Origin of the sequence: Sphaerisporangium fuscum (assembly GCF_018531465.1) — a bacterium.
Classification (GTDB): Bacteria; Actinomycetota; Actinomycetes; order Streptosporangiales; family Streptosporangiaceae; genus Sphaerisporangium; species Sphaerisporangium fuscum.
Window position 1 is genome coordinate 1 of the sequence record NZ_JAHDTF010000042.1, and the last position, 23,339, is coordinate 23,339.

Consider the following 23,339-nt stretch of genomic DNA (forward strand, 5'->3'; position numbering starts at 1 on the left):
CTACAAGGTCATCCGCGAGTTACAACTGCTACTCGCGACCTGGACCGGCGCATGCCCCACCTGCCATCAAAGACTGAAACCGTCACGCCGCAACCGCCATCGACCGACCTAACAAAGCACTACTAGTTCGACGTGGGCGGCTGGCTGACGCCTATCGCGCTGCAGAGATGGCGTTGCGCCGCACGGTGCAGTACGCCGAGTACATCCGTACGCGCCTGGAGGGAATGCGCCGCGACGTCCGCTCGGTGAACTGGGTCCGTGACGTGCAGAGGACGCAGACGGAAGCGCTGGAGCACATCGAGGACCGCATCAACGCCGAGAGCACCATCAAGGACAACTTGGTCCGAATGATGGATAACAGCACCGAGGACGCCACCCCGGCTCAAGCCGCCGAACTGATCGCGATTCTCGATGAGTGTCTGCGTAGGCACGCGGCACTGCAAGCGAACCTGCAGGAAGTCGGCGAACGGTTCCGCGCCGAACAAGAACGGCAAACCTTCGTGCCGTCCCCAAGCCGGTCCTACGTCGACCTCGAGCACCAACTCCTGGAGCCGCTCTTGGAGCTGCCGATACGGCTGGCCCTGCCCCTGTTGGAGGGATTCACTACGGCGGCGGTGCCGCCGCGCCGACCTGCGATCGTCTACCTTCCCGATTTGATCACCGGCTTGATGACGCTGCCGGCGGAGCAAGATGGTGAGGACGGCTTGATCGTTGAGCCAGAGTTCGGCGATGCCGAAGACGTCTCGGCGTTCTCTGACGAGCAGTACGCAGCCGTCGAATCGCTGCTGGCGTCGGCCGATGCCGATGGCGTCCGCCTATCCGAGCTCCTGAAGGCGGCGCGCCGGCTTATTGCCGCGAAGGCCGGTCGAGAGGAGCTCGATCACTTGCTGGCGCTGCACGTGCTGGGGCTGTTCGGTGCGCCACGCTACGACCCCGAGCATCACACGATGCTGGCCGCACTGGCTGACGACAGTGAGCTGGACGACGAGGTGTTCGCCGGGAACGACCTGCTGGTGGTACATGGTCCGGCGTCCACTCCCCCACCGATCAAGAACCGTCCGAACGGGGCCGTATGAGCGACTTCGAGGATATAGCCGCAGTGAGCAGGCTGCTCGCATTCGGATTCCAGCCCGGGCTGACGCCCCGGCGCAACGCCGAATATGCCGCGCTGGTGAGTCGTTACCGCACCGATCCGGCGTTCGCACGGCTGCTACATGCCGCTGCGCGAGGCTTTGACCTGACCGTCATCGCGGTCGGCCCTCGGGCCGGGCTCGTGCTCGGGGCGACGGCCGAAACGCAGTTCGCAGTCAGCATCGCCGACCACATCCGGCAACCCGCCGACCGGCCGATCGCGGCTCTGGCCCACCTGGCCATAGCCGCGCTCGCCTACTACCGGCCCGAAGATCTAGACGATGAATCCCATGTCGGCCGGGTCACGGTCCGCCATGTCGACGAGATGGTCGAGCAGGCTGCCAAGGAGTTGGAGCGCCGCGCGGCAGAAGCCGACGAGGACGACGGGGTTCCGGTCGACCATCCGGATCTGGTCCAGCTGTGGCGCTATTACCAGCGACGCAACCCAGTGGCTCCCACCGGGGACGCCCGGGCCCACTCCAAGAGCAGGCACGCGATCATCAAGCGGGTCGCCGAGTACCTAGCGGACAACGGCATGCTGCGGCGCGCAGGCAACGAGAACGGCGGCACCTACACCACCACGGCCCGATATCAAATCCAGGTGCGAGAAATGGCCGGGCAACAGATGCTCGGCGAGTTGGCCGCGCTCGGGGTTACGGTGGGGCCGGACAGTAAGCCCGCGTTCAGCAGCCCGGATACCGAATCTGCCGATGCGGCCGACACCGTAGTGTCCCCCGCCCCTGCACCAGATGAGCCAGGAGCCTGATGCAGCGATGTATGAGCTAAACCGCGTCCGCCTATACAACATCGGTCCCACCGGAGCCCGCTATGACGACGTCCTGCTTGACTTGTCCGATGGAGGCCCGCGTATCCCGGCCAGCACCCTGATCCCGTCGGCCGGCCAGTTGTTCCGGCGTCCGGCTCTGGCGACGCTACTGGTGTTGGAGAATGGCGGCGGAAAGTCCGTGTTCATTCGGATGCTGCTGTCCACGGTGCTTCCTGACCGACAGTCCCGCAAAGGCCGTGAAGCGTTGCGCGCATATGTGGTCTCCGCGGCGGCCCCATCACATGTGGCCTTGGAATGGGTCAATGTCCGCACCGGTGAAACGCTGGTGACCGGCCACGTACTGTCCCCCGCGGCGGAAGGCAAGATCGACCGGCTGTTCTACTCCCTTAACCCCAACGGGGTCACGACCCTGGCCACGCTGCCGTTCGCCGAGGGCCGTCGGCGGCTGCCGATGAACGCCTTCCACGACGCGCTCAAGCGACTGGACGCTGCCGACAAGTCGCTGCACGTGGAGATCGAGAAACGGCAAGGCGAGTGGGAGAACCACCTACGCCGACTCGGCCTGGAGCCGGACCTGTTCGCGGTCCAGCAAGCGATGAACGTCGACGAGGGCGACGCGGCCGAGGCGTTCAAGACCACCACCGGTCGGCAGTTCGTCGAGTGGTTGCTCAGTAAGACCCTGGACGCCGAGAACTTCACCGAGCTGGGCAACGCCTTCGGCGCCTACGCCAAGAACATCGGGCGACGCGAACAACTACTGCTTGACCGCGACTTCTCCACCGCCACGGCGGCAGCCGCCCAGCGCCTCGCCTCCCGGCACACCGAACAGGTTGCGGCGGCCAAGGCCGCCCAAACAACCGTGGCAACCTTGGCGCAGCTTGCGGCTGAGGTGCAGGAATCTGTCCAGCGTTCGGAGGACGTGCTGCGCACGCACCGCGAGGACCTGGAGACCACGAAGACGAACGCTGCAGGACGGCAACAGATTCGCGATGAGGCAGACCTGGTCCACAAGGAAATACGGCGCAGAACTCTGGTCCTTCGCTACGACGAAGCGCGTGCCGACGCCAAGAAGATCGAGAAGCAGCTTGTCAGAGGACGCCTGGAGCTGGCCGCCTGGACGCTCGTCCCCAAGCTGCTGAAAGCCGCCGCCGCGCACGAGAAGTACCAGGTCGCCAGCGAATTGCTGGATGCCGCCGAACAAGCTGCGGGAGCTGCCCGGCTACGTCGCGATCAGGCAGGGGCTCGATTCGCCGGCGCCCTTCACAGTGCTGAGCAGCGTTGCACAACACAGGCAGACGATCTCGCCCGCAACAGCGCGAAGGACAAGTCGAATGCGGCCGAGGTCGAACGCCGTGCTGGGGAGGATGAACGGCAAGCCACCTCGAAAACCGTCCGTGCCGAGCTGCTGGCCAAGCAGGTCGAGGACGTGGACTACCGCGTGGAGGTGGCGCGGGAACAAGACCTCATTGAGGAAGGCGAATCCGTCTTCGAAGCCGACGCGCGATTGCGCAATAAGGCCGAGGAAAGCAAGATCAAGGCAACGCGAGAACGTGAGGCCGACAAACAACTCAAGCTGGAGGTCCGCCGACTCCATGAGGCCGCGAACCAGTTGATCGAACCCGAGGTGAAGGCCCGGCAGGCAGCCGAGGCTGCGATACGGGCGGTCGAGGACATGGAAGCCGCCGCACGAACGCTTGCCGCAGGGACACTGTTGCGCGAACTCGCCGAACTCGACCGCGACGAGGAAGTCCCTGGCAGCGACCCAGCCCTGTGGTTGGAGGCGAACGCACCCGCGCTGCGCGACCTGGCCACCGCAGCGCAGGGATCAGCTGAGGACCGACTGGACGCGCTGACCTCCGACAACCGGGCGGATCAGCGACTGATCGAAGCACTCGCCGTCGAGGATGAAGCGCTCATGCCGCCGCGCCAGGCGCTTGAGGACCTGTTGGAGCTGCTGGCAGACCACGAGGTCACAGCGACCGCAGGCTGGCGGGCACTGGAACAGCTGGTGAACCCCCGCCTCCACGCCGAGGCCATCCAGGCCCACCCCGCGCTGGTCGACGGGATCGTAGTGGCCGACCAGATCGCCTTGGAGAAGGCGCGGGCGGTACTGGCTGAGGCGCGTCTGCTGCCATCGGCAGCGGTGCTCGTCGCCACCGCCGAGTCGCTGGAGGGAGACCCCGAAGAATCGGGGATCGGGTTCGTCGTGGAGCCGACGCCCGCCCTGCACGATCCGAAGGCTGCTGCCGAGCTGCGGGAACAAGCCGAGGAACGCATCGAAGGCCGCAGCCATGCTCTTCGCGAACTCGCCGAACGCCGGACAGCGGCCTTCCAACTGGGCTATCAGCTCGACAACTGGCTTGTCGAGCACCCGGCAGGCAACGCCGAGCAGCTGCGCTCTGTGGCGGAAACGGCCTCGGCCGCCGCGGCCGAGGCCAAGTCCGTACTCGATACCACCCGCGACGCGCACACGCAGGCCGTTGATGCCCTCGACGAGCATGCCATTGTGGTCGCGGATGCCGAAGAGGCCGCCGCTGCCGATATGCGCATCGCGGAGTCCTTCGGTCGGCTCGCGGTAGACGTCGCCGAGGCCGACAAGAATCGTCTCGAGATCGGCAAGCTCGAAGCGGAAGCAGAAGGGCATCGCGCGGTAGCCCAAGAGCTCCGAGAAGAAGCCGAGCGGCTGCGCAACCAAGCCACCGAATACGCGGTGCAAGCCGAGTCGCTCCGCCGTGACGCCGCCTCGTACGCCGAGCGACTCAAGAAGGTCATCTATGGGAATCAGCCGCTCAGCCTCGACGCGGATGAAGCCGACGTGGCCGCGCTGGAGATTTCCTATGAGGAAGCCGCAGATGGCTTCCGCGCCGTAGAAGTCGGCGAGGACCTACGGCGGCGCGTCAATGACGCGCAGAAGGAAGCGTCGGATCTCGACGCGGAACTACTCGACGAACCGGCCGACATCGTGGCCCGGGCCAAGGCGCTAGTAACCTCCCCGGAGGCTGGAAGCTCCGAGTCCCTCGAGGCCACGAAGCGCCGACTTGACCGCGCCGTGAAGACACTGGAGGTCGAGCACGGCAGACTGACTGAGCGGATCGGCCGCCTGAAAGCGGAAGCATCCTCAGCCACCCAGCGAAACGGGATGCCGTGGACCAGCCTGGATGCCGACTGGACGCCATCGAACCCCTCCGAAGGCGTGATGCTCACCGAACGGGCAATCGCCGCGCTGACCGACGCTGAGGCCCTTCTCAAGGCAGCTTCTGAGTCGAAACAGACTGCCGAGCGCAAGCTCCACAACGCCGAAGCTGCGGCCCGGGACATGACGGTCGTCCACCGCGGCCTTGCCTCCGCAGTCCGCAAGCTGGAGCTTCCGTCCGATTCCGGACCATTCGCCGGAACCGCCGACGAAGCGCAGCAGGCTGCCGATAAGGCGACTGAGGCGCACGGCAAGGCGTCCGACCAACTGCACGAAGCGAACCAGGCCGTGGAGGAGGCCGTCATCACCTTCCGCGAAATGGCCAACCAGAACCGGTTCGGCAAGCTCAAGGCGCCGATTTACAAGCAGCTCACCGAGATCGACAAAGCGTCGCTGATCAAGCGTGCCGACCAGTGGGCGGTCCAGCTGACAGGGCGGGCCGCGAGCCTGACCACCGACCTGGAGAGCTCTGAGCGTCACCGGAAACTCCTGATCGACCAGCTTAAGCACCACGCCGGCGAGGCACTGGCCCTCCTGGAGAAGGCCGAGCGCCTTTCCCGGCTCCCCGAAGGGGCGGGGGTGTGGGCCGGTCGTAGGATCTTGAAAATTGGCTTCGCCAAGCCGGAGTCGCAGGTCTTGGCAGTGCGGATCGCCGAGGTGCTGGACGAGCATGCTCGCACTCAGCCGAACCTGCCCGGCCGGGACCTCGTGCTGCGCTGTGTGGGGGCTGCGGTACCGCGTGACTTCAAGGTGGAGATCCTCAAACCGGACTCCGCAGGCCGCGCCGAATACGCGTCCATCAGTGAAATGAGCAAAGTGTTCTCCGGCGGCCAGGAGCTCACTGGCGCGATCATGCTGTACTGCACACTGGCCGCACTGCGCAGCAGCACACGGACCGGAGCCCGCAGCAGCACCCGCTTGGGTGGGATGCTGATCCTGGACAACCCGATCGGCAAGGCCAGCGCCGACTACCTGCTGAGCCTGCAGATGAACATGGCCGCCGCGCTCGGCGTCCAGCTGATCTACACCACCGGGAACATGGAAGACCGGGTGCTGGCCACGTTCCCGCTGTGCATCCGGCTGCGAAACGATGCCGATCAGCGCACCGGGATACGGCATCTGCACATCACCGATCGCGTCCTCGGCGAGACAGTGCCGGACGAGGACGGTGTTACCGGCCGAGTCTTTGCCGCGCGGTTGCTGGTGAAGCCGCGCGAGCTTGATGCCATGCCCGATGCCAGCGCAAAGGTGCAGCAGGAAAGCTACGACGAGATGGATGACGACCGGTGAGCGACAGCCGCGGTGACGAGGAGGCCGACCGACTACCGCTGTCGGAATCGGCGGCATGCCTATCAGCGATCCTGAACTCGGCGGCGGAACGCCGCGTCGAGCAGGCCGCGATCCTCGCGGCTTTCGTCCAGGCATGCCCGGGGACAGCCGGGACGTCGCAAGGCCGCCCCGTTCTATCCGCGCTCCTCGATGAACTCGCCGACCATCACCTGGTAGAGCTGCCACGCGGTCGTGCCGGGTGGGACAACGCACAGCCACCGCTGCCCCGCTGGCTCCGTCTGCCCCTGCCGCCGAAGCCGGAGACCCGATCTATGCGCGCAACGGCGCCTGTCGTTTGGCGTCGCGAGCTGTCCTGGGCGGGGGCAGACCAACTGACTGCTACGCAGATCGAGATCCTCAAGACGATCAATCGATGGCTGCGCGACACCGACAGGGATGACATCCGGCGGACTGTCGTACCCATGCGCGAACGCTCCTTAGAGATCTTCGGTGATGAGAAGCGCCTTGACGCGCTCGCGACCACCACCTTGTTCGCGCCCGGCCGCCTCACCCTGGCCACACTGTTCGCAGAGCGGATCCCCGCGCCACTGGCCTACGAACGCGTCGGCGACGGCGGCATCGTCCTAGTGATCGAGAACAGCGACACCTTCGAAACCATCAGAGCACTACTGGCTGGCAACGGCGGGCAAATTGGGTACGTGGCATTCGGCGGCGGCCACGCCTTCGAGGCGTCCGTCGCCCGTATCAGGAGGCTGGTCGGCGTGACGGACATCGCCTACTACGGCGATCTTGACGATGCCGGGCTGACCATCCCGCAGCGGGCCAACGTGTCCGCTGCAGCGTTGGGACTCCCGCCGGTCCGTCCCGCCGCCAACCTTTACCGGCTTCTTGTCCGGCAAAACGTCCGAGGGCCAGCCCCGAAACGGGTCGATCCGCTCGTCGCCGAACGCCGTGTCTCTTGGCTGCCCACCACCGTCCGCCGTCAGGCGGCTGACATCCTTGTCACAGGGGATCGGCTGCCGCAGGAAGCCACTGGAACAGTGCTGCTACAACGTGATGATTCGTGGCGTAGAGATCTGCGATAGGCATATGTAGGTCGTTGGCCATGGTGCATCGTCTCTGGCCCGGGACACGATTCCCTTTAGCCGCGGAGTAGGCGCGCGAACGTGAGGATCGGGGATCTCCGGATCCCACGCCTGCTTGCTGCGACGCAAGGATGTTTCCTTTCCCACCCTCAGCACAGAGTTTCATGTCCGTTTGTCACCTCTGTCCAGTTCGGCAGGAGAGGACCGGGTGCTGCGGAGCATCATCACCACACACTATGCGCCTCGTGTTCACACTGAAGCACGGCGGACTTGCCGCGCCACTACCTGACGGGCAGGCGGCCGGGTGCGCCAGAGGGCCTGTTCTAATGGCCAAAGAGGTGCAAGCTCATGGCGCTGTTTGAGCACACGGCTCCATATGCAACATTCGCCTCACCGCCGCGACAGGACCAAGCGCCAGCAGCCCCGAGCCGTTGGCGGCAGAGCTCGTCGGGTGATCACGGCTCCGTCAGGAACTCTAGGGTGAGCCTTGGAGCGAGGGCGGGGTGGAAGCCGACAGTTGGAGGATGCGTCGCCAGGCCGGGGAGGACGCCATGGAGCGGGAGAACATCAAGCTCACCGTTTCGGCGGCGACGACGTCGCCCTGAGACCTGCCTGGGTCCCAGGCCGCCACATCGGCCGCGAGCGCGGGCAGGCGAGGATCGCCGGGATCCCAGTCGATGGCCTCGTCCAGGGCTCGGTAGATCCGGAGGAACTCGGGGTCGTCGAGAGCGGCGTTCTTCGCGGCGACGAATTCGGGGATCGACTCCGGGGACAGGGCCGCGACGATGATCCATACGTCACGTTCGACGCGTATCATCTGTTCGCTGAAGCCCAGGGCGCGTTGCCGGTCGAGGATCTGGGCCACCTCGTCCGATACGAACAGCCGGTCGCCCGCTGTCAGGTCGGCGATGCGCCGGCGGTGCCGGTTGAGCTCGCGCGCCTTCTTCGCCAGCGCCTTGTCGATGTCGGCGACGGCCTTGGCGAACTCCTCGGGCTCCGCGCTGAGCAACTCGTCGATGCGGGCCAGGGGCACCCCGGCGTCGGCCAGGGTCTTGATCCGGATCAGGTCCACCACGGCCTGGGCGGTGTAGCGCCGGTAGCCAGAGCCGTCGCGCTCAGGCTCGGCCAGTAGGCCGCGCTCATGGTAGTGGCGGACGGCGCGGACCGTCACGCCCGCATGCGCGGCGAGCTGGCCGATCGTGAGCATCGGCACCCCTTTCACGACACGCGCCGCCACAGGTCGTCGATGGCCCGCAAGACGGCGTCCGGAGCATCGATGTGAATCGTACTGTGGCGCGCATCAGGCAAAACGCGCGTTTGGCCGTCCTGCACCGAAGCGCCGAGAGCCTGGTAGAGACGGGTCTTGCCCTCGGTCATCTCGCGCAGCGCCTGCTTGGACATGAGGAACTTCAGGCTGGTGTCGATGCCGAGCGCGGCGAGTGCGATCAGCGGCTTGTCCGGAACCTGGCCCGCCGCCTTGAGCTCGTCGCGAAGCTCGGGCATGTTGCTGCGCTCCTCCGCGCCCGCTCGCTGCGACTCGACGCTGGTGTGCTTGGCCAGGAGCGCCTGCCTGATCTCTCCCGGCCACGTGGCGAACATCTTCTTGTACAGGCCACGTGAGAGGAAGGCGACGAGGCGGAGCATCAGGTCGCCCGGCACTGGTTGCGGCTTGAGATGCGTCTTCGCCCCGATCATGTGGATGTCCCATTCCTCGTAGAAGGCGTCGAGATACACCACTCCCGCCACCTCCTCGGGGAACAGCTGGATGAAGCGCCGGGCGTATGCACCGCCGAGCGAGTGCGGCACGAGCACGTACGGGGCGGGCACGCCCGCGGCCCGCAGCAGCTCGCGCAGCTCGGTGGCGACCTCGGCGGCGGTGCGCGGCAGCTCGGCCGGGTCGCTCCAGCCGGTGCCCGCGCGATCGTAGAGGACGGAGGTGGTGAACTCGGCGACGCGCTCGTGCAGATTCAGATAGTCGAGTCCGACGGCGCTGGCTCCGGGCAGGAACACCACGGCGGGACCGCCGCTGCCCGACCGGTGGAGGAAGAGACGGCGACCCTGGACTTCGTAGTGGCGGCCCACGGGGGGGTTGGGTGAAGTAGTCATGCCTCGATGGTGCGACCCTGACGCTGCGTCAATGTCAAGCCCTGCTGTTCGCCCAGGTCAGGCGGCAGATCATCGGCCGCCCTCGCATCACGTGGACACAACGGACGAACCCGCAGCGCTCGCCGGCGCGCACCGAAGGCCCTCGGGCGGACATCATGCTCCCAGGTCGAGGCGAGCGAGTTCGGTACGGCTGGTGACACCGAGTTTGGGGAAGGCGCGGTACAGGTGATGGCCGACGGCCTTGGGGCTCAGGAACAGCTGGGCGGCGATCTCCTTGTTCGTCGCTCCAGCCGCCGCCAGCCGGACCACCTGCGTCTCTTGGGCGGTGAGCTGGGCGGCCAGGGCCGAGGCAGCGGTGGCGGGGACGGCGCGTTCGCCCGCGGCGCGCAGTTCGGCGCGGGCTCGGCCGGCCCACAGAGACGCGCCGAGCTGCTCGAACAGGTCCACCGCCCGGCGCAGGGGGGCGCGGGCCTCGTGCTTCTTGCGCTGGACGCGGCGTAGCCACTCGCCGTGGAGGAGTTCGGCGCGGGCCTGCCCGAACGGGCGGTCGGTGGCCCGCGCCACGGCCTCGAAGAGCTCTGCCGCCTCGACGTCCGGGGCGAGCCCACCAGACGATCGACCTCACATGAATCCAGTGCGCCGATCGTGGTTGATCTTGGCGGCTGATGGGTGGTACAGGTGGGTCGGTGCGATTCCAAGGTGCGGCGGTGACAGCCCGCCGGTCCCGCTGATCGCGGCGGGACGACTCGGTGTGATTCCGGGCCACGCGGTGAGCCCCCGCCACCTCTCGGGCCCTGCTTGCGGCCCCTGATTCTTCATGCGGTGAGGACCGTCCTCCCGCTGTGAGAGGTGGTGTCGGATGTTCACCGGGCACATCCATGAAGTCGGCATGGTGGTGGCCGTCGACCAGACTGGTATCGCGGTCAGAACGCCCAAGGTCGCCGCGAGCGCGCCAGGTTCGGTCTGCCTGAACGGCGTCAGGCTGATGGTCGCCCAACTCGAGCACGAGACGGGCGTGCTGCAAGCCAGACTTACGGGCGAGACCCGCCGCAGATCGACGCTCGATCGGCTCCGGCCCGGTGCGTGGGTCAATGTGGAGACGCCGTTGGCGCTGGGCGACCCGCTGGGCCGTCAGCAGCCTCGTCCTGCATTACGTGGCCGACTACCCGGGGCTGGTGCGGCGCGTCGCGCACTGGCTGCGGCCGGGTGGACGCTCTGCGGGCTGGAAGTGTTCGGTGTTCAGGACGGGCGCAGGTCGCTCGTCGCGACAGGCCAGCAGACGCTGATATGCGTGAAGGAAAGATCCGAACAGCCGGAGGAACGCCGCTGAGGTCGGTGGCGCGAGACGCCTCGCGGCCCGCCCAGCAGGAACCGCTCGCGCACTATGTCATGCCATCGAGAGCATAACGCCATAGCAATATTTATCTTGGACAAGATAGCTCCTGAGCCATAGTTTCGGAGGTGCGAGAAGCCAGGATTGCACCGCGAACGGAAGGGGCGGGATGGCGATGTCCACGCAGCGCGAGGTAGATGAAGCCGAGATCCGGCAGCTGGTCGACAAGATCGTCGAGGGGGTCCAGGGCAAGGATCTCGAAGGTCTGAGGCGCCTTTACGCGACGGACATCGTGTCCTTCGACATCGAGCCGCCCCTCCAGCATGTGGGGGTCGAGGCGAAGCTCGCGAACTGGGCGCCGGTGTTCACGTTCTTCGACCGCGTGAGGTACGAGGTTCGCGACCTGACGCTCACCGTGGGAGATGACATGGCGTTCGGGCACGCCTTCGCGCGTCTCAGCGGCACGCTGAAGAACGGGACGGCGACGAGCGGTATGTGGGCCAGGGTCACGTACTGCCTCCAGAAGATCGACGGCACGTGGTCGATCGCGCACGACCAGGTCTCGGTGCCGCTCGACGTCGCCAGCGGCAAGGGAGTCGTCGACCTCGAGCCCTGATCCCCGAGCTTAGGAGGATCGCCATGAGCGCCGATCCCGGCATCGTCGTCATCGGAGCGAGTCTCGCCGGAGCGAAGGCCGCCGAGGCCCTGCGCCTGGACCATGGCTACGACGGGCCCATCACCCTCGTCGGTGACGAACCCCACCTGCCGTACCAGCGCCCCGCCCTGTCCAAGGGCTACCTCCTGGGCACCACCGAGGCCGGCGAACTCGACGTCCTGGAGCCGCGGTTCTACGCCGACCAGGACGTCACCCTCGCACTCGGATCGCCCGCCATCGCCCTCGACCTGGACGCCCGGCGGGTACGGCTGGCCGGCGGCGCCGAGTTCCCCTTCACCCAGGTGCTGATCGCCACCGGCGCCCGCCCGCGCCGCCTCCAGGTGCCGGGCGCCGACCTCGACGGCGCCCGCTACCTGCGCGACCGCGACGACGGCGAACACCTGGCCACGGCCCTGCGCACGGCCACCGACGTCGTCGTCATCGGCGCCGGCTGGCTCGGCTCCGAACTCGCGGCCGCCAGCCGTACCCTCGGCAACCACACCACCGTCATCGACCCGCTGCCCACGCCGCTCTACCACGTGCTGGGCGACCAGATCGGCGACCTCATCGCCCGCCGCCACCACGACCACGGTGTGAACCTGCTCCTCGGCGACGGCGTCGAGGCCATCCTCGGAACACACTCGGTCGAAGCCATCCAGACCATCACCGGACGGACGATCCCCGCCGACCTCGTCATCGTCGCCGTCGGCGCCACCCCCAACACCGAACTCGCCCGGACGGCCGGGCTGCGCGTCGACGGCGGCGTCCTCACCGATGAGCACCTGCGCACCTCGCACCCGGCCGCCGTCGCCGCCGGTGACGTCGCCCGCCACCAGCACCCGCGCTACCTGAACCCCGTACGGATCGAGCACTGGGACAACGCCGTCACCCACGGCACCGCCGCCGCGGCCTCCCTTGTCGGCAAGCCCACGACCATCGACCACGTCCCGTACTTCTTCTCCACCCAGTACGGCTCCACCCTCGAATACCTGGGGCTCCCCACCACCTGGGACCGCATCGTCACCCGTGGCGAACCCGGCACGCCCGGATTCACCGCCTTCTGGCTCCACCGCGGCATCCCCGTGGCCGCCCTGACCATCGACAACCCGGGTGCCGCCGAACACCTGCGCACCCTCATCGCCACCGCCTACCCCGCCGACCCGGGACGACTCGCCGACCCCGGCACACCCGTGCCGGACCTCAGCGCTTCTCCTGTGGTTCGCCGGTGATCCAGTTCCAGTTGGCGATCGTGGTGCGCATCAGGCGGGCGGCGGTGGACAGGTGGCTGCCGGTCCCCCAGTAGAGAGTGACCACTCGCCGGCAGTCAGGGCTGTCGACGGGCACCCAGGCGGCGGGGACCCGCGTGGCGCTGTTCCGGGCGAAGGCGGGGACGAGACCGACGCCGAGCCCCGAGCTGATCAGGGCCGCGATGGCGCTGAGCTCATCGACCTCGCAGACGATCTTCGGGGTGAGGCCGCGTGCGGCGAAGAGCCGGTCCAGGAGCCGCCGCTGCCAGTGCCCTCTGCCGGCGCTGACGAAGGGCTGATCGGCGAGCTCCTCGACGCTCACCGAGGTGCGGCCCGCCAGCGGATGGCCGAGCGGCGTGGCCAGCCCCACCGCCTCGTCGAGCAGCTCCACCGACTCCAGGCCCTCCGCGGGGATCGGCTGCGAGGCGACGCACAGATCGACGTCTTGAGAGCGCAGCCGGCGGGCCATGTCCTCGGCCGGCGCCCAGCGGAGCTCGACCTCGACGGCGGGGTGGGCGCGCTTGTAGGCCGCCAGCGGCCCGGTGAGCGTGAGGAAGGTCTCCGACGCCAGGCGCACGCTGCCCACCCCGTTGCCGGCGGCCTCTTCGACGGCTCGCCGCCCCGCGTCGAGTTCGCCCAGTGCGCGCTCGACGTGATCGCGGAAGATCCTGCCCGTGTCGTTCAGCCGGAGCCGGCCGCTCCGGTCGAACAGCGGCGTCCCCAGCTCGCTCTCCAGGCGGGCGATGGTACGGCTCAGCGACGGCTGGGCGACGCGAAGCTCCTCGGCCGCGCCACTGAGGTGTTCCAGCCGCGCCACCACCAGGAACTGCCTGAGCGAGTTCAGCTCCATCACGCCTCCAGGTTCATAGCATCGAAGCGATATCAACCTTAGACGAGATAACTCGCAAGCCATGGGACGGGCCGCAGTGCCGTTCAGGGGCGGGAGATGGCGACGGTCGTGTACGGCGTGTCCGGGGTCTGCTCGGTGGTGAAGCGGGCGTTGGGGAGGTACAGGCGGGACCTGAAGGCGGCCACGGTCGCCGGTACGTCGAACCGGGGGCTGCTCACCCGCCGTACGACACGGCCGTCGGTCCCCGCCGCGTTCAGCCGCAGGACGGCCACGGCGTCGAGCCGGTTCTGCACCGCGAACAACGTCCGGCCGCGCAGCAACAGGCCGTCGCCTTCCCGCAGCGACTCGCCGTGCAGGTTCACCCGGCGGGTCCTGCCGGACCAGGTGACGCGGAACAGGGTGCCGGTGTTCGACTGCACGACGATCAGGCCCCGGCCGTCCGGAGTCGGCGTGATGCCGTTGGCGTTGAAACCCGCGTGGTACACCAGGTCCCCCGTGAGCGGGATCCGCCGCGCGGCGGCGGGCAGCCGTCCGCCGCGCAGCGGCAGCTTGTAGAGCACCGGGTTGGTGGAGTCGGTGAACCAGGCGGCGCCGCGGGTGAGGATGACGTCGTTGACGAACGCCGGGCCGGTGGCCAGCCGGTAGGAGGCCAGCACCCGGCCGGTGCGGGTGTCGACGACGCGTGCGTCACCGCCCGTGCCGCCCGCCACGAACAGCCGGCCACGTGAGTCGATCTTCATGCCGAGGGACGGTGTGCCGGGCCCGCGGCTGAAGATCGCGCCGCGTCCGGTGCGGAGGTCCGCGCGGTAGATGGAACCGTCGGCCATGGAACTGATGAAGGCGGACCCGCCGGGCCCGATGGCGATGCCCTCGGGCCGGAAGCCGTCGGGCAACGAGATCGTCGTCGGGAATCTCCCGGCCCGCTGGTCCGATGTCGCCCCGGCGGTGCCGTCCATGCTGACGGCCAGTGTGAGTGCGGCGAGAGCCGTACCAAGGCCCCTGATCATTCGCATCGTCCGATGCCCTTTCCAGCTCTGTGCGGGTCTTGCCGAGTGCCGCCGGCGGCGGCGTGCGGAAGAAGACCGGCGGGGTCAGTCCCCGTCGGCCGGGGTGAACGCCGCCGCGTGGTCGCGGGCGAAGTCGGCGACGTCGCGGGGCGGACGGCCGAGGAGGTCGGCGACCGTGCCGGTGGTGAAGTCCCCCCAGCCGGAGGCGTACGCCCGCGCGTACTCCTCGAGCATGTCGACGATCCATCGCGGAACGCCGTGGCCGAGCAGTGCCTTGCGCTTGACGTCGTCTCCGACCGGCAGGTAGGTGATGGGCCTGCCGAGAGCGAGGCTCAGCCGGTCGGCGACGTCGTCGAACGTCAGCGAGCGCGGGCCGGTGAGGGTGTACGTCCGGCCGTGGTGGCGGTCGGGGTCGTCGAGGAGCACGCGGGCGGCGCACTCGGCGATGTCACGTGCGTCGATCATGCCGATCCGCGCCGTGGCCATGTTCAGCGAGAACGTGCCGCCGGTGGAGATGTCGCCCGCCTCGTTCAGCAGGTTCTGCATGAACCAGTGGGGACGCAGGATGGTCCAGCGCATGCCGCACCGTTCGGTCTCCCGGTCGGACAGCGCGTGCAGCCTGCCGCTGCGGGTGGGGGCGTCGTGTGCCGCGCCGACGACGGACAACCGCACGACGCGCTCCGCGCCGGCCTGGCGTGCGGCCCACAGGATGTTCATGTTGTGCTCCGGTGCGCGCGGGCCGTTCGGGGTGAGCAGCCACACGTCCTGCACGCCCTCGAAGGCGGGCGGCAGCGAGCGGGCGTCGTCGAGGTCGCCGACGACGACCTCGGCGCCCTGCACGCGCGGGCCGTCCGCTCCGGACTCTTCACGGACGAGAGCACGAAGGTCCACATCGGCCCCTGCCAGCGCTTCGATCAGTGCGGTGGACACGGTTCCGGTGGCTCCGGTGATCAGTACGGTGCGTCGCACGCTCGTTCTCCTTCAGAGGTGTCGGTTGGCCGAGGCGATCGGTGTCGTGTCAGGGGCGTGGTGGACCGAGGTCGCCGGGGGTTCGCCTGCCGCCCGGCCGGTGGTGACGCGCTCCAGGACCCAGAGCACGACGGTCCCGGCCGCGAAGGCGCCGCCGAGGACGCACACGCCGGTCCAGCCGGTGTGCGCCCAGACCACGGAAGCCAGCGCGGACCCCACCGCGCCGCCGACGAAAAGGGAGGTCATGAAGGCGGAGTTGATCCGGTTGCGGGCCTCGGGCCGCAGCGCGTAGAGGACGTTCTGGCTGCTGTTGAGCACCGCCTGATGCGCCAGGTCCAGCACGATCACACCGGCGAGCAGCCAGACCAGCGAGCGTGCCCCTGCGGCGATCGCCGGCCAGGACGCCACCAGCAGGACCGCCCCGGTGCCGGTCACACGCTGGACGTGGCCGCGGTCGGCCAGCCGTCCCGCCACCGTGGCGGTCAGCGCGCCCACGGCGCCGACCAGCCCGAACAGGCCGATGGCCGACTCCGACCAGCCGTACGGCGGCCGCACCAGCAGGAAGGTCAGCGCCGTCCACAGCGCGCTGAACGAGGCGAAGCTGGAGGCGGTGATACCGGCCCGCCACCGCAGCAACGGTTCGTACCGGAACATCGCGACCGTCGAGCGCAGCAGGTCAGGGTAGGACCGGCGTCCGCCGTCTCCGCCGAGCCGGGGCAGGAAGGTGCGCAGCAGCACCGCCATCAGCGCCATCAGGACCGCGTTCGCCCAGTAGACCGTCCGCCACCCGCCCAGCTCGGACAGGGCTCCGGAGGCGGTACGGGCCAGCAACAGGCCGAGCATCAGCCCGGTCATCACCGTGCCGACCACCCGGCCGCGCTCGGCCGGGTCCGCCAGCGTCGCCGCGAACGGCACCACGACCTGTGCTCCCACCGAGGTCAGCGCGGTCAGGGCCGTACCGGTCAAGAGCACCGTGCCGTTGGGGGCGGTGGCCGACACCAGCAGGAACACCGCGGTCGCCGCGTAGAGCGACACGGCGAGCCGCCGCCGTTCCATCAGGTCGCCGAGCGGCACCAGCAGGATCAGCCCCAGCGCGTACCCGGCCTGTGCGGCCGTCACCAGCAGCGCCGCCGTCGATGGCCCGATCCCCAGTTCCCGGCCGACCAAGTCGAGCAGCGGCTGCGCGAAGTAGTTGCCCGCGACGGCCGAGCCGGTCGCCACCGACATGAGCAGGAGCAGCCCGCGCGACAGGCGGCCGTCCGTGTGAGGTCTCATCCCCGTCATGCCCCCAGCCTCGGGGACACCGGATCAATGAGTCCAACGCATGTTTGTCATCGACATCGATCGTGTAACACGATTGATCCATGGAGCTTCAGCAAATGCGCTACGTCGTCGCCGTCGCGGAGACGAGCAACTTCACCCGGGCCGCCGAGCAGTGCCTGGTCGTCCAGTCCGCGCTGAGCCACCAGATCGCGCGTCTGGAACGTGAGCTGGGCGCCAAGCTGTTCGACCGCACCAGCCGCCGCGTCCGGCTGACCTCCGCCGGCGAGGCGTTCCTCCCCGCGGCCCGCCAGGCTCTCGACGCCGCCGAACGCGCCCAGGCCGAGGTGGCGGCCGCCGTCGGCGAGATCCGCGGCCGGCTCGCCATCGGCGCCATCCCGACCGTCGCGGCGGTCGACCTGCCGGCCGCGCTGAAACGGTTCCACCTGCGGCACCGGCAGGTACGGATCAGCCTCCGCTCGGGCGCGAGCGAGGAGCTGATCGAACGGGTGCGGCAGGGCACCCTGGACGCCGCCTTCCTGGGACTTCCCCTGGACGCACGCCCCAAGGGCGTCCGCGGCCGCGAACTGGCGCGCGGCGACCTCGTCGCCGTGGTGGCGCCCGATCACCCGCTGGCGGCCAAGGACCACGCGAACCTGCACGAGCTTTCGGACGAACCGTTCGTCGACTTCCCTCCGGGCAGCGCCGCGCGGGCCCAGTCGGACGAGGCGTTCGCGGCGGCCGGAGCCCGGCGCGACGTCGCCTTCGAGGTGACGACCGTGGACTTCATGGCCCGCCTGATCCGCCAGGGCCTCGGCATCGGGATGCTGCCCGCCGCCTTCGTGTCCGAACTCCCCGACCTGCGCGTCCTCCGGCTCGGCGACGCTCCCGCCCGCATGGAGTACCTCGTCTGGAGCCGCTTCCCGCTGTCCCCTGCCGCCGCGGCGTTCCTGTCCGCCCTCGGCGTCCCGGCGGCGGGGTCCTCCCCCCAGCTTGGGCAGGACCACGCCGAGTAGGCGGTCGGTCGTCAGGTATCCGGCGTGGCGGGGGTCGTGCGAGCGGCCCCCGGCTCGGCCGGCCTGTCAGGCGTGGGTGCGGGTCAGCTCCTTGTCGGCCTCCTCCTGCAGGCTGTCGAGGTCGTCGGCGATCTCGGCGCCCACCAGCGCGTCCGGCAGGTCGTCCTCCATCCGCCGCAGCGGCCGGAACCACAGCCCGAGGGCGCCCCACACCACCAGCAGCAGGCCGGTGACCGCGAGCAGCAGTCCTACGCCGCGACCGGGACCGACCCCCACGATGTCGCCGAGGACCGTGCCGTCCAGCGCCCCGCCCGGGTCCAGCAGCGGGCCGAACAGGGCGGCCAGCGGCGGCGCGGTGAGGAAGGCCAGCGGCGTCATGGACACCGCCATCATCTGGTTGGTCGCCAGCACCCTGCCCTGCAGCTCCAGGCCCACCTTGCGCTGGATCATCGACAGCCAGTGGGCGTTGAGCATGCTGAGGAACAGCCACGACAGCAGGCCGCCCACGGCGGCGAGGACGACCGACGGGCGCAGCCCGATCAGCGTGATGCCGAGTCCGAAGCCGCTGACGAAACCGACCATGCCGATCGCCCGCCGTTCGGTGCCTCCCCAGAGCATCATGACCAGCGCGCCGAGCACCGCTCCGAGGCCCTGCGCCGCGGTGACCGTACCGACGGCCGCCGCGTCGCCGAAGGACAGCACGGCCGGCACGGTCACGGCCAGGGCCAGCATGCCGAGGTAGTTCTCCACCATGAAGAACCCGATCATGATCATCAGTGGGCGCCGCCGCAGGAGGAAGCGCCAGCCGCCGGCCAGGGCCTTCCCGAAGCCCTCCTCCAGGCGGTGGAACATCCGGTCGGGGAAGCGCACCATCAGCAGCGTGGACAGGCCGAAGACGAACGTGACGACGTCCACCGCCACCACGCCGTGCAGCCCGATCATCGTGATCAGCGCCGCCCCGGCGATCGGCGCGATCAGCATGCCGAGGCCGGTGCCGAGATTGGCCACGGCGTTGGCCTGCATGAGGTACGGCTTGGGTACGAGCTGTGCCACCGCCGCGAGGTACGCGGGCCGGTGGAAGGCCGTCACCAGCGACAGCAGGCCGGACACGACGCCCACCTGCCAGATCTCCAGCCGCCCCACCGCCAGCAGCACCACCAGCGCGGCGGTCGCCACGGCCGACACGGCGTCGCAGGCCAACATGACCAGCCGGCGGTCCACCCGGTCGGCGACGGTGCCGCCGACGGGCGAGGCGAGCAGCGACGGCAGGGTGGCCAGCATCGAGACCAGCGCGTAGTCCGACACCCGCCCGCTCTTCTGGTAGGCCCACACACCGAGGGCGAACGCGGTCAGCGCGCTGCCCAGCAGCGACATCGTCTGCCCGGCCGCGACGGTGTAGAAGCGGCGCAGGTCGCGGCGGGCGGCCTCACCGACCACCTCCACGTCGGCGACCGGCTCCGGCACCCGGCCCGCCGCCCAGTCGCCCAGATGGGCGTCGATCAGCTCGGCCAGCCGCGTGGCCTGGTGCTTGAGGAAGTAGTGACCCGCACGGGGGATCGTGGCGAGCGCCACCCGTTCGGCGAACGCGCCCCACTCGCGGTAACGCTCCTGGTAGAGCTCGGTGGTGCGGTCCCGTTCACCGATCACGCACAGCACCGGCGCCGCCAGCCGGCGTTCGCCGCCGCTCGCCAGCGCGCCGCTGAACCACGCGTGAGACTGCTCCACGTCGTGCTTCAGCGCGCGCAACATGATCGTGGTGTCGCCCATGTCCTCCTCAAGCCCGCCCAGGGTGCGCAGGAAGTCACGCGTGGCGCGGTCGGAGGTCCACTTGCTCGCCGGGAACATCTTGTTCCACCAGGCGGAGACACGGCCGGGCAGCCGGGCGTCGGGGAAGCTGCCGCCGACGAACAGCCCGGCCACGGGCACACCCGACTCCTCCAGCCGGAGCGCCAGCTCGGTCGCCGCGGCCGTGCCGACGCAGTGTCCGTAGACCGCGACGGGTCCGGTGGTCAGCGCCGAGAGCTCCTCCACGACGCGATCGGCCAGCTCGGGCAGGGTGAGCATTCCCTCCTCGGGCCGGGCGGGGTCGTGACCGGGCAGCTCGACGGCCAGCACCGCCGTCCCGGGCCGGCGGGCCGCGAGCTCGGTGGCCAGCGGCCCGTACGCGGCCGCCGACCCGCCGCCGTACGGCACGCACAGGACGGTACGGGTCGCCACGGCGGGGCCCGCCAGCCGGTGCAGCAGGCCGGGCTCGGCCGTGTCGCCGGAGTCCAGGTGGGCGGCCAGCTCGCGGATCGTCGGCCGGGTGAACAGATCGATCACCCGCAGCGCCGGGTCGATCTTCTTGACGGCGCGCACCGCGGTGAACGAGTCGCCGCCGAGGGCGAAGAAGTCGTCGTCGACGCCGAGGTCGTCGGTGCCGAGCATCTCCGCCCAGACCTCGGCGACGCGCAGCTCGGTCGGCGTGCTCGGAGGAACGCGGCCGGCGGCCGCCGCCACCTCCGGCGCGGGCAGCGCGGCCCGGTCGACCTTGCCGATCGGGGTGAGCGGCAGCTTGTCGAGGACGACGATCGCCGACGGCACCATGTAGTCGGGCAGCCGCTCCCGCAGGCCCGCCCGCACGGCCGCGACGTCGACGGTGCCGGGCGCGACCCAGGCGGCCAGCCGCCGCGCGTGACCGTCGCCGGTGGGCAGCACCACCGCCTCCAGCACGCCCGGCTGGTCGTGCAACGCGGCCTTGACCTCGCCCAGCTCGACCCGGAACCCACGGATCTTGACCTGGTCGTCGATCCGGCCGAGGAACTCGAACCTGCCCTCCGCGTCGAGCCGCACCCGGTCGCCGGTGCGGTAACACCGGATGGTGCCGGTGACCGGGTCGGGCACGAAGCGCTCGGCCGTCAGGTCGGGGCGGCCGAGGTAGCCGCGCGACACGCTGGGGCCGCCCACCCAGAGCTCTCCCGGTACCCCCGGGGGCAGCGGCCGCCCGGCCGGGTCGACCACGTACAGGTCGATGTTCGCCACCGGTCGGCCCAGTGGGACGACGGCGGAACCCGTGGGCGTGCCGGGCACGGTGAAGGTCAGCACCGCCACGGTGGTCTCCGTCGGGCCGCAGTGGTTCTGCAGCTCGAGGTCCGGCCGGACGGCTCTGATGCGGGCGGCGAGATCCCAGGAGGTCGCCTCGCCCGCGAGGATGAGCAGCTTCGCCGGGAGCATGGCGGCCAGATCGCCGTGCGCCGACAGCAGCTCCAGATGGCTCGGCACCATCTTCAGCACGTCGAGCGGGTGGGCCGCGAGGTAGGCGGCGAACGCGCCCGGGTCGGTGGCGGTGTCCTGGTCCAGCAGGTGCACGGTGGCGCCGCTGAAGATCCCGCCGAGCAGGGAGGTCAGCACCAGGTCGGACGCCGTGGTCGAGACGACGCCGAACGAGGCGTGCCCGTCGCCGACGCGCTCGAACACCGCGTGCAGGTAGTGCACGATGTTCCGGTGCTCCACCGCGGTGCCCTTCGGCCGCCCGGTCGACCCCGAGGTGAACAGCACGTAGGCCAGGTGCTCCGGGGCGACGGCCACGCCGGGGGAGGTCTGCGGCAGGTCCTGGGCCAGCACGTCCTCCAGGACCAGCGCGCCGGGCAGCCGCGCCGCGTGCGCCCGTTCGGCCAGCGCCAGGCGGGCGCCGCACGACATCATGTACGCCAGCCGGTCGGCCGGATAGGCAGGGTCGATGGGCATGTACGCGGCGCCCGCCTTCAGCACGCCGAGGATCGCGGGGATGAGCGGCGGGTGCCGCTCGACGAGGACGCCCACGACGTCGTCGGCCCCGATCCCTTCGGCGATCAGCCGGTGGGCGATCCGGTTGGCCTGCCGCTCGACCTCGGCGTACGTCAGCGAGCCCAGGGGGCCGGCGACCGCGACCGCGTCGGGTGTGCGCGCCGCCCAGTCCTCGAACCACGCGTGCAGTGGTCTGGTCAGGTCGTATTCGCGACGCGGGCCCGAGGCCGCCGGGCCGGTGACCGGCTCCAGCGGCACCGCCGCCGCGGGGGCGTCCAGATCGGCGAGCATGCCCTCCAGCAGCGACACGTACCAGCCGGCCAGCCTCCGTGCCGTGCCTTCGTCGAACAGGTCGGCGCGGTAGGCCAGCGTCCCTTCGTAGCCGTCGCCGGCGTTGGTCAGCGCCAGGCTGAGGTCGTGCTTCACGCTCCTCGCCGGCGGCTCGAAGACCTCTGTCTCCACACCGGGGAAGTACGGCGGCTGCGGGCGGCTGTCCACGACGTTGAGCAGCGCCTGGAAGACCGGTGTGGTGGCGAGGCTCCGCTCCGGGTGCAGCAGTTCCACCACCCGCTCGAACTGGACCTCCCGGTGCGCGAACGCGTCGAGCGCGGCGTCGCGCACCCGGGAGATCAGCTCGCGGCCCGTCGGCCCGCCCGACCGGTCGCCTCGCATGACCAGGGTGTTGACGAAGCAGCCGAGCATCGTCTCGGTGTCGGGGTGCAGCCGGCCGGCCTCCGGGACGCCCACCGGCACGTCCTCGGTGCCGGACACCCGGCCGAGCACCTCCTGCAGGGCCGCCAGCAGCACCATGAACGGCGTACCGCCGGCCTCGGCGGCGGCCGCCCGTACCTTGGCGGTGAGCTCGGGGCCGAGCCGGACGGGGACCTCCCCGCCCACCCAGTCGGCGACGGAGGGCCGGGGGCGGTCGGTGGGCAGGTCGAGCACCGGTTCCAGGCCCGCCAGCCGGTCGGTCCACCAGCCGACGTCGCCTTCGGGCTGCTCGGCGAGCCACTGCGCGTAGTCCCCGTACTGCACGCGGGGCTCGGCGGGACGCTCGCCCAGGCCGAGCCCGGCGCTGTAGAGGGCCGCCAGCTCGGCCAGCGCGAGACCCCGGGACCAGGCGTCGAAGGCGATGTGGTGCACGGTCAGCAGCAGCACGTGCTCGTCGTCGTCCAGGCGGTACAGCACCGCCCGGGCCGGGGGCTCGGCGTCCAGCGCGAACGGCCGGTAGGCCTCCTGCTCCAGCCGCTCGGCGAGCAGTTCACGGTCGGTGATGTCCTCCACGGTCACCGGCACCTGTTCGGCCCCGACCACGGACGTGGCGTCCTGGTCGACCAGCGTGCGCAGCACCTCGTGCCGCTCCATCAGCTCGCGGACGGCGGCCAGCAGCGCTGCGGTGTCCAGCGGGCCGCGCAGCCGGACGGCCGTCGGGACGTTGTAGGCGCCCCGGTGCTCCGGCGTCGCGAACTGGGACAGGAACCACAGCCGTGCCTGTGGCGGCGTCAGCGGCGCGGGAGAGTCCGCGGCTCTGACGGGAATGCCGGGCACGGCGCGGGTCGCGGTACGGCGGGCGGCGGCCAGCCGCGACGCCAGCCGGTCCTGAAGGCTCTGCCGCACCTCGGTCATCGGGTCACTCGCTTTCTCG

Annotated in this window: 16 protein-coding genes; 8 read left to right on the forward strand and 8 right to left on the reverse strand. The window is 69.8% G+C overall.

The annotated features are described in order from the left end of the window. The first annotated feature begins 167 nt into the window (after positions 1–167). From KIK05_RS40265 to KIK05_RS49230, 4 genes are read left to right on the forward strand one after another with little or no spacing between them, the layout of a single operon-like run. On the forward strand, positions 168–1,076 hold the full coding sequence (locus KIK05_RS40265; RefSeq protein ID WP_214416158.1) for a hypothetical protein: 909 nt from the start codon (positions 168–170) through the stop codon (positions 1,074–1,076). Next, positions 1,073–1,897, forward strand: coding sequence for a hypothetical protein (locus KIK05_RS40270; protein WP_214416159.1), 825 nt, complete (start codon positions 1,073–1,075; stop codon positions 1,895–1,897). The genes KIK05_RS40265 and KIK05_RS40270 overlap by 4 nt, the downstream gene beginning before the upstream one ends. Continuing rightward, a complete protein-coding gene (locus KIK05_RS40275; RefSeq protein WP_214416160.1) occupies positions 1,881–6,401 on the forward strand; it encodes a coiled-coil domain-containing protein in 4,521 nt (1,506 codons plus the stop codon). Before KIK05_RS40270 ends, KIK05_RS40275 begins: the two co-directional genes overlap by 17 nt. Then, the gene (locus tag KIK05_RS49230; protein WP_214416161.1) at positions 6,398–7,486 is read left to right on the forward strand and encodes a Wadjet anti-phage system protein JetD domain-containing protein; all 1,089 of its coding nucleotides are present in this window, start codon (positions 6,398–6,400) and stop codon (positions 7,484–7,486) included. The genes KIK05_RS40275 and KIK05_RS49230 overlap by 4 nt, the downstream gene beginning before the upstream one ends. Before the next feature lie 475 nt (positions 7,487–7,961). Here the strand turns inward: KIK05_RS49230 and KIK05_RS40285 are convergent, their stop codons facing one another. The 3 genes from KIK05_RS40285 to KIK05_RS49235 all read right to left on the reverse strand — a co-directional run bounded on the left by KIK05_RS40285 (position 7,962) and on the right by KIK05_RS49235 (position 10,156). Beyond that, positions 7,962–8,693, reverse strand: coding sequence for a MerR family transcriptional regulator (locus KIK05_RS40285; RefSeq protein ID WP_214416162.1), 732 nt, complete (start codon positions 8,691–8,693; stop codon positions 7,962–7,964). A gap of 11 nt (positions 8,694–8,704) precedes the next feature. After that, positions 8,705–9,568, reverse strand: coding sequence for an alpha/beta fold hydrolase (locus KIK05_RS40290; protein ID WP_214416163.1), 864 nt, complete (start codon positions 9,566–9,568; stop codon positions 8,705–8,707). Positions 9,569–9,745: 177 nt separating this feature from the next. After that, positions 9,746–10,156 (reverse strand): helix-turn-helix transcriptional regulator, encoded by a 411-nt coding sequence (locus KIK05_RS49235; protein WP_214416164.1) that lies wholly within the window; start codon positions 10,154–10,156, stop codon positions 9,746–9,748. 295 nt (positions 10,157–10,451) lie between these two features. Between KIK05_RS49235 and KIK05_RS40300 the strand changes: the two genes are divergently transcribed. The 3 genes from KIK05_RS40300 to KIK05_RS40310 all read left to right on the forward strand — a co-directional run bounded on the left by KIK05_RS40300 (position 10,452) and on the right by KIK05_RS40310 (position 12,809). Then, entirely contained in the window at positions 10,452–10,922 is a 471-nt protein-coding gene (locus tag KIK05_RS40300; protein WP_214416165.1) for a riboflavin synthase family protein, read from the forward strand. Between the two features lie 178 nt (positions 10,923–11,100). Continuing rightward, on the forward strand, positions 11,101–11,541 hold the full coding sequence (locus KIK05_RS40305; RefSeq protein WP_214416166.1) for a YybH family protein: 441 nt from the start codon (positions 11,101–11,103) through the stop codon (positions 11,539–11,541). A gap of 23 nt (positions 11,542–11,564) precedes the next feature. Then, the gene (locus KIK05_RS40310; protein ID WP_214416167.1) at positions 11,565–12,809 is read left to right on the forward strand and encodes an NAD(P)/FAD-dependent oxidoreductase; all 1,245 of its coding nucleotides are present in this window, start codon (positions 11,565–11,567) and stop codon (positions 12,807–12,809) included. Here KIK05_RS40310 and KIK05_RS40315 read toward each other — a convergent pair. The 4 genes from KIK05_RS40315 to KIK05_RS40330 form a co-directional block, all read right to left on the reverse strand. Beyond that, positions 12,781–13,677 (reverse strand): LysR substrate-binding domain-containing protein, encoded by an 897-nt coding sequence (locus KIK05_RS40315; protein WP_214416168.1) that lies wholly within the window; start codon positions 13,675–13,677, stop codon positions 12,781–12,783. The genes KIK05_RS40310 and KIK05_RS40315 overlap by 29 nt on opposite strands. A gap of 83 nt (positions 13,678–13,760) precedes the next feature. Next, positions 13,761–14,690 (reverse strand): SMP-30/gluconolactonase/LRE family protein, encoded by a 930-nt coding sequence (locus tag KIK05_RS40320; RefSeq protein ID WP_214416169.1) that lies wholly within the window; start codon positions 14,688–14,690, stop codon positions 13,761–13,763. A gap of 78 nt (positions 14,691–14,768) precedes the next feature. Then, entirely contained in the window at positions 14,769–15,653 is an 885-nt protein-coding gene (locus KIK05_RS40325; protein ID WP_214416170.1) for an SDR family oxidoreductase, read from the reverse strand. Between the two features lie 12 nt (positions 15,654–15,665). Then, positions 15,666–16,928, reverse strand: a complete 1,263-nt coding sequence (locus KIK05_RS40330) for an MFS transporter (RefSeq protein WP_250564249.1) — start codon at positions 16,926–16,928, stop codon at positions 15,666–15,668. Positions 16,929–17,017: 89 nt separating this feature from the next. Here KIK05_RS40330 and KIK05_RS40335 point away from each other — a divergent pair, with 89 nt between their 5' ends. Then, the gene (locus KIK05_RS40335) at positions 17,018–17,929 is read left to right on the forward strand and encodes a LysR family transcriptional regulator (protein ID WP_214416172.1); all 912 of its coding nucleotides are present in this window, start codon (positions 17,018–17,020) and stop codon (positions 17,927–17,929) included. 66 nt (positions 17,930–17,995) lie between these two features. On the opposite strand, the gene KIK05_RS40340 is transcribed toward KIK05_RS40335, so the two are convergent. After that, positions 17,996–23,320: a non-ribosomal peptide synthetase/MFS transporter gene (locus tag KIK05_RS40340; protein WP_214416173.1), complete on the reverse strand. Its 5,325-nt coding sequence runs from the start codon at positions 23,318–23,320 to the stop codon at positions 17,996–17,998. Positions 23,321–23,339: the final 19 nt, after the last annotated feature.